General features: G+C 42.6%; 17 protein-coding genes. 5 read left to right on the top strand and 12 right to left on the bottom strand.

Translation table 11 applies throughout. The features are described from left to right. The first annotated feature begins 148 nt into the window (after window positions 1-148). Entirely contained in the window at window positions 149-949 is an 801-nt protein-coding gene (locus tag ACTWPX_RS19115; protein ID WP_281976153.1) for a DUF2935 domain-containing protein, read from the top strand. 195 nt (window positions 950-1,144) lie between these two features. Here ACTWPX_RS19115 and ACTWPX_RS19120 read toward each other — a convergent pair whose 3' ends face one another. Next, entirely contained in the window at window positions 1,145-1,741 is a 597-nt protein-coding gene (locus ACTWPX_RS19120; protein WP_443121096.1) for a flavin reductase family protein, read from the bottom strand. Between the two features lie 147 nt (window positions 1,742-1,888). Between ACTWPX_RS19120 and ACTWPX_RS19125 the strand changes: the two genes are divergently transcribed. Further along, complete coding sequence (locus ACTWPX_RS19125; RefSeq protein WP_443121097.1) at window positions 1,889-3,301, top strand: alanine/glycine:cation symporter family protein; 1,413 nt, start codon at window positions 1,889-1,891, stop codon at window positions 3,299-3,301. Window positions 3,302-3,443: 142 nt separating this feature from the next. Here ACTWPX_RS19125 and ACTWPX_RS19130 read toward each other — a convergent pair whose 3' ends face one another. Beyond that, complete coding sequence (locus ACTWPX_RS19130; protein WP_443121098.1) at window positions 3,444-4,025, bottom strand: cell wall hydrolase; 582 nt, start codon at window positions 4,023-4,025, stop codon at window positions 3,444-3,446. A 353-nt stretch (window positions 4,026-4,378) separates the two neighbouring features. Here ACTWPX_RS19130 and ACTWPX_RS19135 point away from each other — a divergent pair, with 353 nt between their 5' ends. Next, complete coding sequence (locus tag ACTWPX_RS19135; protein ID WP_443121099.1) at window positions 4,379-4,960, top strand: CDP-alcohol phosphatidyltransferase family protein; 582 nt, start codon at window positions 4,379-4,381, stop codon at window positions 4,958-4,960. A gap of 112 nt (window positions 4,961-5,072) precedes the next feature. Here ACTWPX_RS19135 and ACTWPX_RS19140 read toward each other — a convergent pair whose 3' ends face one another. From ACTWPX_RS19140 to ACTWPX_RS19165, 6 genes are all read right to left on the bottom strand, one after another. Then, window positions 5,073-5,897, bottom strand: coding sequence for an aldo/keto reductase (locus ACTWPX_RS19140; protein ID WP_128524876.1), 825 nt, complete (start codon window positions 5,895-5,897; stop codon window positions 5,073-5,075). A gap of 79 nt (window positions 5,898-5,976) precedes the next feature. Further along, window positions 5,977-6,372, bottom strand: a complete 396-nt coding sequence (locus ACTWPX_RS19145) for a DUF4362 domain-containing protein (RefSeq protein WP_443121100.1) — start codon at window positions 6,370-6,372, stop codon at window positions 5,977-5,979. Window positions 6,373-6,451: 79 nt separating this feature from the next. Continuing rightward, window positions 6,452-7,288 carry an SAM hydrolase/SAM-dependent halogenase family protein gene (locus ACTWPX_RS19150; RefSeq protein WP_443121101.1) on the bottom strand — a complete coding sequence of 279 codons (837 nt, stop codon included), beginning with the start codon at window positions 7,286-7,288 and terminating at the stop codon, window positions 6,452-6,454. A 155-nt stretch (window positions 7,289-7,443) separates the two neighbouring features. Further along, complete coding sequence (locus tag ACTWPX_RS19155) at window positions 7,444-7,932, bottom strand: DUF1189 family protein (RefSeq protein ID WP_443121102.1); 489 nt, start codon at window positions 7,930-7,932, stop codon at window positions 7,444-7,446. Between the two features lie 14 nt (window positions 7,933-7,946). Continuing rightward, entirely contained in the window at window positions 7,947-8,195 is a 249-nt protein-coding gene (locus ACTWPX_RS19160; protein ID WP_443121103.1) for a DUF1450 domain-containing protein, read from the bottom strand. A gap of 39 nt (window positions 8,196-8,234) precedes the next feature. Further along, entirely contained in the window at window positions 8,235-9,167 is a 933-nt protein-coding gene (locus ACTWPX_RS19165) for a bifunctional riboflavin kinase/FAD synthetase (protein WP_443121104.1), read from the bottom strand. Between the two features lie 284 nt (window positions 9,168-9,451). Here ACTWPX_RS19165 and ACTWPX_RS19170 point away from each other — a divergent pair, with 284 nt between their 5' ends. Beyond that, a complete protein-coding gene (locus ACTWPX_RS19170; protein WP_443121105.1) occupies window positions 9,452-9,991 on the top strand; it encodes an HD domain-containing protein in 540 nt (179 codons plus the stop codon). A 222-nt stretch (window positions 9,992-10,213) separates the two neighbouring features. On the opposite strand, the gene ACTWPX_RS19175 is transcribed toward ACTWPX_RS19170, so the two are convergent. The 3 genes from ACTWPX_RS19175 to ACTWPX_RS19185 all read right to left on the bottom strand — a co-directional run bounded on the left by ACTWPX_RS19175 (window position 10,214) and on the right by ACTWPX_RS19185 (window position 14,418). Continuing rightward, entirely contained in the window at window positions 10,214-11,707 is a 1,494-nt protein-coding gene (locus ACTWPX_RS19175) for a UDP-N-acetylmuramoyl-L-alanyl-D-glutamate--2,6-diaminopimelate ligase (RefSeq protein WP_443121106.1), read from the bottom strand. A gap of 288 nt (window positions 11,708-11,995) precedes the next feature. Further along, window positions 11,996-14,065, bottom strand: coding sequence for a heavy metal translocating P-type ATPase (locus ACTWPX_RS19180; protein WP_443121107.1), 2,070 nt, complete (start codon window positions 14,063-14,065; stop codon window positions 11,996-11,998). Between the two features lie 14 nt (window positions 14,066-14,079). Beyond that, the gene (locus tag ACTWPX_RS19185) at window positions 14,080-14,418 is read right to left on the bottom strand and encodes an ArsR/SmtB family transcription factor (protein WP_443121108.1); all 339 of its coding nucleotides are present in this window, start codon (window positions 14,416-14,418) and stop codon (window positions 14,080-14,082) included. A 212-nt stretch (window positions 14,419-14,630) separates the two neighbouring features. Here ACTWPX_RS19185 and ACTWPX_RS19190 point away from each other — a divergent pair, with 212 nt between their 5' ends. Further along, complete coding sequence (locus tag ACTWPX_RS19190) at window positions 14,631-15,290, top strand: type 1 glutamine amidotransferase domain-containing protein (RefSeq protein ID WP_443121109.1); 660 nt, start codon at window positions 14,631-14,633, stop codon at window positions 15,288-15,290. A 63-nt stretch (window positions 15,291-15,353) separates the two neighbouring features. On the opposite strand, the gene ACTWPX_RS19195 is transcribed toward ACTWPX_RS19190, so the two are convergent. Then, window positions 15,354-15,584 carry a hypothetical protein gene (locus ACTWPX_RS19195; protein ID WP_443121110.1) on the bottom strand — a complete coding sequence of 77 codons (231 nt, stop codon included), beginning with the start codon at window positions 15,582-15,584 and terminating at the stop codon, window positions 15,354-15,356. Window positions 15,585-15,663: the final 79 nt, after the last annotated feature.

The following is a 15,663-nucleotide window of genomic DNA, read 5'->3' on the forward strand; positions in this document are numbered from 1 at the left end:
TACTAATACAGTATTATATAGGAGTACTTTGCATTTGAGAAGACCTTTTTTATTTTTTTCCAAAAGAATAATCTTGCGAGTTCATGAATGAAGGCCGTTATGAATACCTATAGAGAGGATGATTCATAATTCGAGAGGGGATGAAAAGATGAAGCATTACAAAGATGGAGCGACATTCGAGCACCTCTTCTGGTTGCAAATTTTAGGTGATCATGCGCGATTCATTCGTGATTCTCTCTATCCTTCAGAGGTAGAAACGATAAAAAAAGCCAAAGAATACGTAACCTTATGGGACCGAAACCTTCAGAAAGTAAGAGAGGGAAACATACAGGACATGATCACCTTTTCCAAATCGGTAGGAGAAAAAGCCCGAGAATTCCACCGGTTTAAGCTGGATTTAATTGAAAGGTCTTTGTTTGGTAAGGTAAAAATCCACCTGAGTCCAACCTTCATGAACCATATGGTGAATGAACTAGAAGAATATCTGCTCGTGCTGGGCTTCTTAGGAAAAGGTGATCTTCCCCCACTCTTCCATGAACTCCATCATCACATGCTCTGGTTGATGGATGCATCCGGTCATGCAGGGGCTATTCATGATGAACTGGATGCAGTTGAAAAAAGGCTGAAAGAAAAAAGCCACTTATTTGTGAAACATTTCGATCAGTTCTACATAAAGGCCGTCGAAATGAAAGGGTATCTCAGAACGAATCGGCATTCCTTCCCTGCTCTCAACCGTTTCAATGATGAAGTTGAATTAGAGATGAAAATTTTTAAGACCTTTTTGGAAGAATTGGAAGAGATGGAATTGAGCGAAACGGTCCTTGGTACGTTTTCTGCTCTTATGGCGGACCACATGGCCCGAGAGGAATGTTACTATTTATACAAATTGGCAGAAACAACGAACGGGGAATATCCTGAATGCGATCCTACCCAACCCCGTATCGAATGAAAAATAGTCCGATAATAAAGTCATTCCACAAACATGTAGTTATCTGTAAGACGACTTGATTTCGAGATGTTTGTAGGAATTTAGGGGCGCCGGGGAAGGAGTCGTCCAGTTTCCATTGCCCAGACACTCGCGTCATAAGCAGAAATCAAAGGAATGAAAAAGCCGTGGGCTCATTGTGGGCCACACGGCTTTTTATCATTTCGCTAAATCTTCATTAGGGAGTGAGTAAAAGTCACGGATGTAGCTGTAATCCCCCGCCATTCTTCCTACCGGCTTCAACAGATGTGGGTCAACCTTATCGTTTTCTTGATAGATATCTTCTTGAAGGTGATAGCCTATCACCCTCCCTAAAACGAGGTGATTCGATCCAAGTGGCAAGATTCGATCAATCTCACACTCCATATGAACCGGAGAGGCTTTCACACGCGGCGCCTCAACATAAACGCTATCCTCCACTTCCGTTCCTGCCATTTCAAATTCATCGATTTCAGGAGCGTGCCCTTTGCTGCTTTCATGCATTTGATTCGCCAAAGACTCTGAAACGATATTGATTACGAACTGCCCTGTTTCTCTGATGTTCGCAAGTGTATCCTTTTCCCGTTCAGCCCCTCCTACTGAGAAACAAAGGGTAATTGGATCCATCGATGCGACCGTAAAAAAACTGAAGGGCGCTAGATTCCGGGTTCCGCTCTTACTAATTGTTGAGACCCATGCAATGGGACGAGGGACGACAGCCCCTTTAATCAACTTGCTCATACTATGCTTGCTAAATTCTTTTTCATGGATCATCATCTTCAAACTTCCTCCTCTCGACATTCTTACTATGAATGATACGCGAACCAACCTTCTTCTACACAAAAACTGCTCAATATACATAGTTTAACAATCAGTAATAAGGGAATATATGGGTAACTAAGTTAGTGGAAAGGAGCTTACCTATTGGAAGGTTTATGGATCACTTTCAAAGAAGAACTATCTAACGTATCTGACTTTTTATGGACCTACCCTCTCGCCATCATTTTGATTATTGGAGGTATCTTCCTTACATTTAGAATCAAGTTTTTTCAATTCCGATTCTTTGGGCACATCCTTCACCAAACCATCGGACAGATTTTCAAAAAGACGAAACAAAAAGGCACCATTACCCCCTTTCAAGCTTTCACTTCTGCCTTAGCTTCTACAGCTGGTGCGACGAACATCGTCGGTGTTCCTGTTGCCATTTCCCTGGGCGGTCCTGGAGCGCTTTTTTGGATGTGGATTATTGCCCTTATCGGCATGGCAACGAAGTATAGTGAAATTTTGCTCGGCATGAAATACAGGGAGAAAAATGATAAAAATATCTGGGTCGGCGGACCGCAGTATTACATAAAAAAAGCTCTTGGTTGGAAATGGGTATCCGCAGCATTCGCATTTTTCCTGATGATTGAGTTGATTCCGAGCACGATGGTGCAGGCAAACTCAATCGCCACCCAAACTGAAGGTGCATTTGGATGGCCGGTTTATGTTACAGGAGCTGTCATGTGTGCAGCTATAGCATTGGTCGTCTTCGGAGGAATTAAAAGGATTGCCAAGGTGACCGATAAGATGGTCCCTGGCATGGTACTCATTTACCTCACTGTATGTCTTTATGTCATTTTTGCAAATATCGATCAACTTCCAAATGTTTTCGGATTGATTTTCACCCACGCTTTTACGCCTATTTCAGCCGCTGGCGGATTTGCTGGGGCAGGAATAGCTCAAGCACTGCGTTGGGGTGTTGCCAGAGGTCTTTATTCCAATGAAGCTGGTCTGGGTACCGCCCCGATTGCGCACGCCGCGGCCAAAACCGACCACCCTTCCAGACAAGCCCTATGGGGAATCTTCAGTGTTTTTGTTGATACCATTGTCATCTGTACCATTTCAGGATTGACTGTTCTCGTCACAAACGCTTGGAGAGAGGTCGACGGGGAGAATGCTTCCAATATGATCAACGTCGCAATTGGGTCTGAATTCGGAGACGCTTTTGGCAGCAGTTTCATATCAGTCTTTCTACTGTTCTTCGTCATAACGACGATCGGAATCCTCGTGTTTTATGGTGAAAAACAAGCAGAATACCTATACGGTTTGAAAGTAGCAAAAGTCATGAGGGTTGTCTATATCGCCGCCGTTTTCGTCGGATCGATCGGCGGGCTCAAGTTCGTATGGAATTTCTTAGATTTGCTTCTTGCCTTCGTATTGCTCACAAACATCATTCCGTTACTGTTCTTGCATAAAGAAATCGCTTCATTGACTGATGACTATGTGAATCGCGTCATCAAAAAGAAGACTAAGAAACAAAAAGTGCAATTGTTCGATGAAGAAGATGCGAGTTGACCTAGTTTGATGATGAGTCTATTGATCTTTGGATATATTACAAAAAAGAGGGCAGACACTCATACACAAGTGCCTGCCCTCTTTTTTATTGACTTTACTTAACTCAATGTCGACTTTTTCCTATCAGTTCCCTGCTCAATCTTTATCTTAAGAATACGTGATTCCCTATAACAGTAGTCACTTCCTGGCTGCTTAGATAACTGCTTTGGGCTTTATCGGGATTATAGAAGAAGATAGAGCCCCGGTCATATCCTTGATAGGCCAAAGCTTCCTCGACAGCACGTTTGGATTCTTCGCCAGCTGGCTGATGGATCGTTCCATTCAAAACAGGTGAAAACTGATAACCATCATGAATGACACCATACAAGGAATCAGGAAATTGATCGCTTTCCACCCGGTTGAGCACAACGGTAGCTACAGCGACTTTTCCTGCATAACTTTCTCCTTTAGCTTCCGCTTCCACAAGTCGGGAAAGTAAATCTTTTTCTGACTCACCCGCAACCACCGGGAGCTTCAACTGTTCCCCAGGGTAAATATCAGCATTGGATTTATTGTTCATTGCCTCGACTTGTTTTGCTGACACCCCATATTTCATAGCGATTTCATATATAGACTCGCCCTTTTGGACGGTGTGCGTATTTGCATGAGCAGAACTTTGCATTGGAAATGAAAAGGCAAGGGCGCAAAAGACTGCAATTCCTGCCATCCACATCTTTTTAAACACTATTAACCTACCTCCCTGATTATTAATCAATTACAAAGTAACATAGGAGGCGGAATTTTTTCACTATTAATTCTTTCCAACCTTTCCAATACGGTTGATCCCCTCATGAAAGCCACTATCATAGGCGATCCGCTTTATTTATGGTTTGGACCAACTGCCGTGAAGAGTCCCCCTGCTGCTCACAGTTTGAAAAACTATGTTAATAAAGGGTTATTTTCTATATCATATATCTTTTCATAGTTTAATCTTTACATTTCTATATCTACATCCACCTATGCTATCGTCTAAATGGAATCTATTTAGGGTAAAGTATTACTAGACATTATTATCATTTATTAAAGCAGGTGTTATTATTGCTCGATACTCACGCTAGAAAATATGTCCAACCTTCTATTGAAAAAACAGCATCATTTTTTTTGAAAAAGAAGCGCACCCCTGATCAAATTACTATTCTCGCACTTGCAGCTGGCATCACTACGAGCGTTTTCTATGTGCTTGGTTATCCACTGATAGGAGTCCTTTTTTTATGGCTGTCAGGTTACCTGGATGCCGTAGATGGGACGATGGCACGCCATACAAAAACATCACCATTCGGTACCGTAATGGATATCACCTTCGACCGTATCGTTGAAATCGGTATGATCGTTGCCATCGCTTATATTCACCCTGAAGTTATTTGGCCGCTTCTTTTACTAAGTGTCTCGATCATCATTTCTATGACAATTTTTTTAGTTGTAGGAGCTGTATCCGAACACGCAGGTATCAAATCCTTTTATTATCAAGCGGGTCTTGCTGAACGTACAGAAGGGTTCATCCTCTTCACTATAATGTTGCTTTTCCCTGATATTTTAGTATGGTCCACATTGCTTTTCTTTGCGGTTGAACTTTTCACAGGTATCCAGCGGTTCACTGAAGCTAAGCGTATCTTACAATAAAAACCATCCAGGCTCTGTTTCAAGTGCCTGGATGGTTTTTATAAGTTCCTGGATGATAAATAAAAGGACTGCCGAGTTCCCAGACAGTCCTTCTTATTAGATGATTTTTCCTTTACCGCTTATTCATTTCAGATGGTTTTGGACCTTTACGTTCCCCACGATCCAGCTTGTTAATAGCAGCCATATCATCTGCAGTCAAATCGAAATCGAATACATCGAAGTTTTCTTCGATGCGGGAAGGTGTCACTGATTTCGGAATGACCACCGTATCGTTTTGCAAGTGCCAGCGAATGATGACTTGAGCTGACGTTTTGCCATGCTTTTCTGCGATGGATTGAATCGTATCATTTTTCAACACTTCTCCACCTTGCATTAATGGACTCCATGCTTCTAACAGGATTCCATTATCACGGCAAAAGTCCTTCAATTCATTTTGCGCCAAGTATGGATGACATTCAACTTGGTTGACGGCTGGTTTGACCTCACATTCGTCTATGAGGCGCTGCAGGTGATCGATATCAAAGTTACAAACACCAATCGCCTTCACTTTCCCGTCTTTTTGTAGTTGTTCAAGTGCTTTATAAGTTTCTATATATTCATCAAATTCAGGTGTCGGCCAGTGAATCAAATAAAGATCCACATAGTCTAACCCTAATTTATCAAGACTTGTATCGAGAGCTTTGATCGTATTTTCATATCCCTGATCAGAATTCCAGACTTTTGTTGTAATGAATAGTTCATCACGGGCCACACCGCTTTTGCGAATCGCTTCACCGACTTGTTTTTCATTGCCATAAATCGCAGCTGTATCAATGGCTCGGTATCCCGTTTCGATGGCTTTTGTCACAGCAGGAACAGCGTCCTTTTCTTCGACTTGCCATACACCAAACCCTAATTGAGGCATCTCAATCGTTCTATGCAGCGTAACTGTATTCATTATCAATTCTCCTTTTCTTGTAAAGGTTTACAGAATTAGTGTAGCACAATCATTTCTCTACTGGCTTCTATTCTGCTCATCAGTATTTCTCCGCCGTTTCCCGGTAAACTTCGACTGCCCGGTCAAAACCACAATTCATCAGATAAGTATCCTTTTCTTTTCTTATACTCTCACACGTTCTATTGATAATTTCTCCTGCAGCGTAACGATCCCTTCTGGTATCACGTTCATACAAAATATTGTTTCCATCATAGTTCAAAGTTGTATAAAGAGGGGCCCCCTCTGTCGTTCGTTGCACCACCCGAACTTCTGACGATACACCTTTTTCCACATCATCCATGAAAACATCCAATTTCTCTACATTCGTTACCCCCTCATGTCTATCCGGGATAGCATCTGTTTCCACGACCTTTTCGGGTGAATTTGAAGCACATCCTGCAAGGACAGCTAGAAAAAGTAATAATAACCACCGCATGATTTTCTCACCTCTATTTTATTAGTCGCAAGAAGCAATGAATGGTTACGAAAAAAACTTCCCGCCATTCAGCAGGAAGTTATTTATTAAAATGGATTTCCCAATTAGACCCCGTCCGTATGTCGTAAGCTTTTGCAAATGAACCTTGATTGATTGCCACACCTAAATTATCTAATGAGTTCACATAAACGAGAGGTTCCCCTTTATGTGTATCGGCAAATGATCGGCCGAACGTCATGGAATTGTGGTACACTTCCCGACCATTGTGTGAAATCGTAACTTTTAATGTGTCACCATAGCCTATCTCTAACTTTTTAAAAAAGTCCCGTGGGATATTCGTCCATAGATTCCCGAACCGGATATCTAAAATATCGATAATACCTTCAACAGCTTCATAACCAATCGCCGGTTCTTTTACCTGCAATTGTACCAGCGTCTCAGGCTCAATCAATGGACCGACTGTTTCGAAGCTAATAACTCCCGCAGCAAGCCTCGCTCCTGTATATGCATAGATATCGCGGCCATGAAACGTATAAGACTCACCTGATTTCGGCAGTCGATTCACTTTTTCATCAATTTCCCGGACTTCCAAGATACCCTCTGTACGCTGGATGTGCGTAAGAGTCCCATTGTCAGGGGTTATGACGAAGTGACCGGATCCAGTTTTGACACCAATACTTCTTCGTGTAGATCCTACTCCTGGATCGATGACAGACACAAAGACAGTCCCCTCTTTCCAGTAGGTCATCGTCTGCCACAGCCGATAAGAACCTTCCCAAATATTGAAAGGAGGAATATCATGGGTCAAATCGAAAATAGATAAACCAGGTTCCACGGAGTGGGCGACTCCATGCATAGCACTTACCGCCCCATCACTGATGCCGAAGTCTGACTGTAGTACGAGCGCTTGCGTCATAGAAACTCCTCCTCTTTCATTAAATAATGAATATTCTAAATAATTACCAAGAGAAAAGCAAATCTTATGTCATTTTTATTAACAAAAGGCTATGTTAACTTATGCAGCTTAAGCTCTAACCCGGCTTTTTTAACAACAAAAAAGCACCAGCGAAATCAAGGTTTCGTCGGCACTCTCGGGTAAACTACGATCATCCTGTACATGAAAAAAACGAATATCGAAATGAAAATCAGCGCACTGATCCCGTCAGGCACCGTTAGATATTTTAAAATTACACTTAAAATCAAAGGTAAAGTAGTAGTATATGCCGTTAGCTTCCATAATTGTTGATACGCCAACTTTCTTCCTAATGCTTTTCGCATCAGCAGACCACCACCAGCCAGGACCGAAACGCCTACAAGAATCAGGAAAACAATAAGCAATGGATAGAAAACAAGAAACTGGACGATATAACGACCACGGGAAACTTCCGTCAAGTTCGATTCCATATGAATGACAGTGGCAATCATATCCGGCATAAACAATATCAATAGCAAAAGGAACAGATACAGGATCGTATTCGTAATCCCTTTCCTGTTCAAATGGAACATCGCCTCTTTTTTCGGTAAACGCAAGCTATTCACTAGTGAATTAAAAAAGCCCATTTTCTTCTCCTACCTTAATCAGCGTATATCGCTAGTTCTTCTTCAATTTTTGCACGAATTTTTTCTAGAGCTGCTTCCGGTGTTTTAGCGAATACGCGATGGCCATTCACAATGGCATAAGGACGGACCGCGCACATCCCGCAAAAAGATAAACATTCGTTCATGAGTACCGCCACTTCAGGGTATTCGGACTCAATAATGCTTTCGATATCCAATTCATTGATCAAGTTTCCGTCACAAACTTCTACGACTACAATCCCCATGGTGAGTACTCCTTTCTATGATGTCATTTGTCTTATTTATCATAATCCCAAAATCGACCGGGCCTCCCGCTCGTCCTGGTTCATCTGTTCCACAAGCGCGTCCATTCCATCGAAATTCACTTCATCTCTTAAGTGACGCAGAAATTGGACACTGACTTTCCGGTTATAAAGATCGCCCGAAAAATCTAAAAGGTACGCTTCTACTTTATAAGAATCTCCATTTACTGTCGGGCGATAGCCCGCACTGATCAATGTGTAATAATACTCTGGCGCGTCTTGAACAATTTTGACAAGGCCAAGATAAACGGCTGGTTTCACATTAACGTAATCATCAATGTCCCCCATGTTCAATGTTGGAAAACCAAGTTCTCTTCCTAACTGCTCGCCTTTTTCAACTATCCCCGTCAATTCGAAAGGACGACCAAGCATCGCTTGCGCCGCTTCCATTCGTCCCTCCTTCACATGGGTACGTATGTCTGTGCTGCTCACCTTGGCCCCATTCAGCATCACCCCTGGCACAATGGAAACCTCTGCGCCAATTTGAGTGCATAATTCGGCCAACCCTTCTGCATCAGACCCTCTCCCTTTGCCGAAACGGAAGTCCTCACCTACTACGATATGGCGAACATTCAACCGGCTTAAGTGCTCAAGCACAAATTCCTCAGGAGATGTCTTTGCATATTCTTTTGTGAAATGGACGTGATAATAGCGATCTACACCGAAACCTTCGAGGCGTCTTTGTTTATCTTCTTCTTTAGAAAGCATATATTTGAATTCTTCGTCACCTTTTAACACCCACTTTGGATGATCAGAAAAACCGTATACTGCTATTTTATCCTCTGCAGAAGCAAGTCTTTCTGCTTCTCGAAGCAGTGATTGATGTCCTAAGTGTACACCATCCATCTTCCCGATTATCAAAACGAGGGGTTCTTTATTGTGAGGTGGTTGTCCATTAACTTCAATCGTTTCCATATTACAAAGCATCTCCTTCAGCCTGTTGATTAAACCTATTAATTATATAACATCCACCCTTATTTAATCAACCTTGCTTACTTTTTGCAATCATTCTGCCCCTTTCCTTTTTGAAAATGACAGTTATATGGAAGACATGATTTCAAGAGCTTTGTAGGAATCTGGATCGCTTTCCCAGTAACCCATCACCACTTACAAAAGTCTCGAAACAAAAGGTGAGATAAAATCATGGGGACTGACCCAGGCTTTTGGTATGATTAAGAAAAAAGAAAGAGGCGCTGTCTATGTTGGAAAAAGCAAAGGCATTTGCAGAGGATGCTCACAGAGGACAAAAACGAAAAAGTTCTAATGAGGATTATATCGTCCACCCGATCCGCGTAGCTGAAATACTGAAAGAAGCTGGTTATCGGGATGCCGTGATTTGCGCTGGCTATTTGCATGACGTCGCAGAAGATACTGAATTTAGCCTTGATGACATAGAAAATGAATTCGGGGTTACGGTCAAAGAGTTGGTTGCTTCCCACACAGAAGATAAAAGCAAGTCATGGCAGGAAAGGAAGCAACATACCATTGATACAGTGGCAAGTGGCTCCGAAGAAATTAAGGCTTTAATCATCGCGGACAAGCTAGACAACTTGCGTTCACTGAAGAAGGAGATGGACATCCACGGTGAGGTGGTGTGGAATTTTTTTAATGCAGGCTATGATTCACAAAAATGGTACAACGAATCAATAGCAAAAGCTATAGAAACAGGACATTCTAAAAGCGGGGCACCCCTGTTCTACTTTGACTACCGCAAACTTGTTGAACAAACGTTTGATTAAATGTCAGGAATCTACAAAACCACGCATGAAATCCAACCTTTAGATTCAAAAGCGCAAGCGCTTTGGTCAGACTCGACAAGCTTAAGCACCTCCGTATCATGAGGCGCTTTTCCTCCACAATAATGAAAGTCAGTCCCCGGGCGGAGGAGCGCTGACGCTAATATTAGATTCCATAGGGGTTATTTTATAAAGCCGTGGCGAACATTGAAATCCGGGTTCAGCTTATTGCGCCACAGGAGGAAAATGGCTTTCAATTATTTTCTCATCCGAATGGGGGATTTCTTCACCCCTGATAATTTGCGCATTGTTGATACAACCACTCGTCAGAAGGATGATATCCCCTTCCCTACCAAGGGTCATTGAACGGTGCACTCCGTCAGCCCGGCTCAGAGTTGGGTGAATATTAGGCGCATCCGGTTGTTTGAATCCAGTCAGCACTTGATTGACTATGATTTGAGGATCATGGTAGCCAGGATGATCGACAGTGACGATGATCTCATCCGCTTTTCCTTCAATTGCGGCTGCCATCTTCGGCATTTTATTGAAATCACGAATACCGATTCCTGCAATCATAACAATTAAACGGCGGTGTTCCAGTTTCTTCACTTCCTCCAATAAACGATTTAAAGCTACTGGTGTATGAGCATAATCTAAGATGACCTTCTGATCGTCAGGCACCTGGATCACCTGGAAACGACCTTCTGGACCCTCGAGTTCAGGTAGGACAGAAAGAATATGTCCCCATTCAAAGCCCAGGTGCAGGGCGGCAGCAATCGCGGAAAGTACATTCGCGACATTGTACGTGCCATATACAGGGACGAACACCTTCTCAGATTCACCTTTGTACCCCAAGTCGAACACTGATCCATTTTCCAACACATCAATGTTGGAAGCAATCAGGTCGGCATCTGGGTGATCTTCAGTACTATAGGTTAACAATCCCTTGGTCCCCATCTCCAACAGCTCTGCTGCCATTCCTTCATCATCGATATTGACAACACGATGCTCAGCTTGATGGAATAAACGCAATTTACACTCTCGATAATGCTCGACTGTACGGTGATATTCCAAGTGTTCTTCGGAAAAATTGGTGTGGACCGCCACATCAAATTGGATGCCCTCCACTCTACACTGGTCAAGAGCAATTGATGAAACTTCCATGACCATCCCTTGATCTCCGCTAGTTCTCATGTCACGAAAGATTTGGTGTAAATCCAAGGATTCAGGTGTAGTGGGCGTACTTTTTTTATATTCGATTTTTTTGCGGGAAGACCAGATGCCAGTTGTACCAATCGATCCTGTCGGCAAACGCAATAAGGTCAATAGAGATCGTACGTAGGCAGCAACAGTCGTTTTCCCATTCGTTCCTGTAACACCGACCGTTTTCAACTCTTCATCTGCTGACCCAAAGAAGAATTTAGAAAATACAGCCATTGCGGAACGGATATTTTCTACAACAAGAAAAGTAATCCACTCATATCTCGCCTGCAAATGGCTGAATAAAGAACTATCACTGCCAAATATGACCGTGGCACCACGTTCAATCGCTTCGTTCACATATTCGTGCCCATCAAAATTTTCCCCTTTGAGGCAGAAAAAAGCAGCCTTTGGCTCCACTCTCTTCGAATGAAATGCAAGTGATGACACTTCCTGTTCAAGGGGGCCGTATACTTCCTCTATATTAACATTTTGTAATTGATCAAATTGTATATTCATGGCTATTTTCCTCACTCTGTATATATGATTTATCGTCGTCTTTTCATCGTAAAAGTATGTATCTCTTCTCTCTGTGATTAACGGAAACTCAGCCACTATTTACCGTAAAAAGATTAAATCGTACACCCTTTCTTTCCCACTCCTATTACTATGTGAAACAACTCTTCACGCACTTACACAAAAACAGGGTCATCAGACTACTTTTATTCCAAATAAAACCACCTCAGGTCATCCAGAATCTGGATGACCTGAGGTGGTTATTTTTTACATTTAAGAAAGTTCCTGCTGTTATTCATCTTTTATGAGTAGAACGGTCAGACTAATAAGTGTAACGAGAATGGTGGCCCCCATATCGGATAAAATCGCTACCCAAAGTGTCAACCATCCTGGAATGGTCAGCAGCAATGCAATCACCTTTAACCCTAAAGCGATGGAGATGTTCCACTTTACCACTCGATTGACCTGTTTCGCAATTTTGAATGCGTTCGGCAACTTTCCTAAGTGGTCTTGCATAAGGACTATATCAGCCGTTTCAATCGCACTATCGGTGCCTTTCCCCATTGCAATTCCCAAGTCTGCCATCGCAAGAGCAGGTGCATCATTGATTCCATCCCCGATCATGGCCAGCCTGGTTGTTTTTTTCAAATCCGTAACTTTGCTTACTTTCTCATCAGGTAACAACTGGGCGTGGATTTCTGTGACCCCGATCTCGTCCGCAACTTTCCTTGCTGTTTGTTCATGGTCACCTGTCAGCATGATTGTATTCTTGATCCCTAAGGAATGAAGGCGAGATATCAACGAACGGCTTTCCTCACGTACTTCATCCGCAATACCGAACATCCCTAAAATGGTCCGCTCATCTGAGACGACGACTAGAGTGTATCCGGCATTTTTCAAGCCGTCGATATCCTGTCTCTCACCATCTGAAATCTTCAGGTGTGTCAGCGTCTGCTCACTTCCGACAAAGAAAGTTTCTCCATTGATGACAGCACGCACCCCTTTTCCAGGGACAGTATCGACAGAGGAAGGTTCAAGGACTTCTGCCCTCTGGACCTCTTCTTCTTCCAAAATAGCGGTCGCAATCGGGTGTGAAGAATTTTTTTCAACAGACCGGGCAATCGTGTAGAATCGTTCATTATCATATACCTTCACTTCCTGGACTGTCGGTTCGCCTTTCGTCAATGTGCCGGTTTTATCAAAAGCAATGCTTTCTATTCTGCCTAATTGTTCAAGGTAGACGCCGCCTTTGACTAAAATCCCATTGCGGGCATTTTTAGTAATCCCAGACAGAATGGCTATCGGAGACGAGAGAATGAGGGCACATGGACAGCCTACAATCAGAACCGCTAAGCCCTGGTAGAACGAGGCACCCCAGCCGGCTGAGAAGAACAATGGCGGCAACAGGATAACGAGCCCTGCGATTACCATAATCAGTGGTGTATAATATTTGGCGAACCTGTTGATGAACAGCTCTGTCGGTGTCTTCATTTCTTGAGCTTCTTCAACAAGACGGAGAATCTTGGCTAATGAAGAATCCTGGTAAGCTTTCGTGATTTGAATTTTCAGCAGTCCCTCGTTGTTAATGCTTCCGCCAAACAGGGATTCACCCGGTAATTTTTCTACAGGCAGTGACTCACCAGTGATAGCCGCTTCGTTGACAGAACTGGTTCCTGCTACTACAAGGCCATCCGATGGTATTTTTTCCCCTGCTTTAACTAGAACGAGGTCCCCTTCTTCTAAATCCTCAATGGCGACAATCTGCTCGGACCCATCGTCCATTAGTCGAGTCGCTTGTTTTGGTGCCACCTTCAACAGTTTCTCCATAGAACTTCGGGCTTTTTCCATCCCTAAACCTTCAAGATATTCATTCAAACCGAAAAGAATGGCGACAACCGTGGCTTCTTTCCACTCCCCTATAGCTACGGCACCTATCAAGGCGATTGTCATTAATGTATCGATATTGAATTTAAGCTTCACTAAATTTTTCGCACCTTTAATAAAGGTGTGATACCCACTAATTGTAATGGCAGTTATATACATCAAAGTCACCACGAGTGGCGGTAGTATTCCTTGCAGCAGAAGTGTGGCCGCAAAGATGATGGCGGAGATGATCACAAGCAACTTCATGTTCGGTCCATGGTTATGCTCGTGATCATGTTCTTCATCCTCCTTTAAGGATGCCCCTTCCGATTTTAAAATTTTGCGTACCTTCGCTAAATCTACCCCATCATTTACAACCAGTTTGCTTGAGCCGAATTTCAGTTCTGCTTTTTCCCCGTTTTCCAACTTTTTAATTTCCTCTTCCATCTCTGCTGCGCAGTTTGCACATGATAGTCCTTGAAGCTTGTATTCCTTCATTCTCTTTCTCCCCTTTAATGGTGAAGAGCGTGGTTGATTGTCTGTTGTAAGAGATCGATTACGTGTTTGTCATCGTGCGAGTAAAATAGTGTCGTACCTGCTCTTCTATACTTCACCAAACGCAAATTTTTCAAGAAACGCAATTGGTGCGAAACTGTTGATTGGCGAAGTTCTAACGTATCTGCGATTTGATTGACAGACATTTCTCTTTCACAAAGCAAGTGTAAAAGTCGAATCCGTGTCGGATCTGATAACGCTTTGAACGTTTGAGAAACAACAAAAAGTGTTTCCTCATCAAGCTCTTCGATTTCATTTTCTTCCTGTTTTTCTGCCTTATTTTTATCATTTGACATTAAACTGACACCTTCCTTATATGCGCATATATTCATATATACATTTATGGTATGCGGGGAAACCTTTTTTGTCAACAGATTCTTGCCAATGTTTAATTTGGGAATTATCGGGAAAATTTCATATGTGAATTCAGTAATGAGCAGATATTTTGTTTTTCTTAATATCAGGATACTACTATGATTAATATTCACTACTAAAGGAGGAAACAAGAATGTCCAAAAAAGTGTTGATGGTCGTAACAAACCACGAGAAAATCACTGATGAACAACCAACAGGAATTTGGTTATCCGAATTCGGTGAAGCATATAATGAATTCAAACAGCATGGCTATGAGGTTACAGTTGCCAGTCCTCAAGGAGGTCAAGCCCCTGTTGACCCAGGTAGTGTAAGCGAAGATGAGCCACAAGAAATTTTAGATACAAAACCACATTTAGAAAATACAACTCCGATCGCCAGCGTAGAGGCGGAAGAATTTGACGCTATTTTCTTACCAGGCGGTCACGGAACAATGTTTGATTTTCCAGATAATGAAAAACTTCAAAAACTGCTTCGCAACTTTTATGAAGCGGATAAAATCGTCGCTGCTGTCTGTCACGGTCCTGCTGGGCTTGTCGGGGCCACAAGAGCTAATGGTGAACCACTAGTCAAAGGCAAGCGTGTCAATGCGTTCACGGATGCCGAAGAAGTTGAGACTACGTTGGACAAACACATGCCGTTCTTGCTTGAAAGCAAGCTGAACGAACTTGGTGCCACCTTCGTCAGCGGTCCGAACTGGTCCACTCATTATGAAATAGATGGGAACCTGATTACAGGCCAGAACCCACAGTCTACGGAAGCTGTGGCTAAAGAAGTCGTGAAGCAGTTAAGTTAAAGCGCAGTTTTGTATTCTATAAAGAAAAGGTATCCTGAATGGCTTCAGGATACCTTTTTTACGTTATTGGTCATCATCGTTTTTAGAGCCGAACAGGTAGCGATAGATTTTTTGAATGACAATGATATATAAAACGAGCCATAAAAGAAACAGACCAATAACAACCATAGTTTTGAACAACGTCAATCCTGTCAAAATCGTATAGAGGACTGCGCCTATTAAGGCGACAGTCCCAATGATATAAAAAAAGATCGACGAAACTATTTTTAAACTATGACTGAACCAGGCAGGCATAAATCTCACCCCCTGTTCTACCATATGTAATAGAAATAATTCAGCTTGTACTTTTGGTAGAGTTCAATGAAAAAAGGCG

Source organism: Halobacillus sp. H74 (genome assembly GCF_052246715.1).
In the GTDB taxonomy this organism is placed as follows: Bacteria; Bacillota; Bacilli; order Bacillales; family Halobacillaceae; genus Halobacillus; species Halobacillus litoralis_A.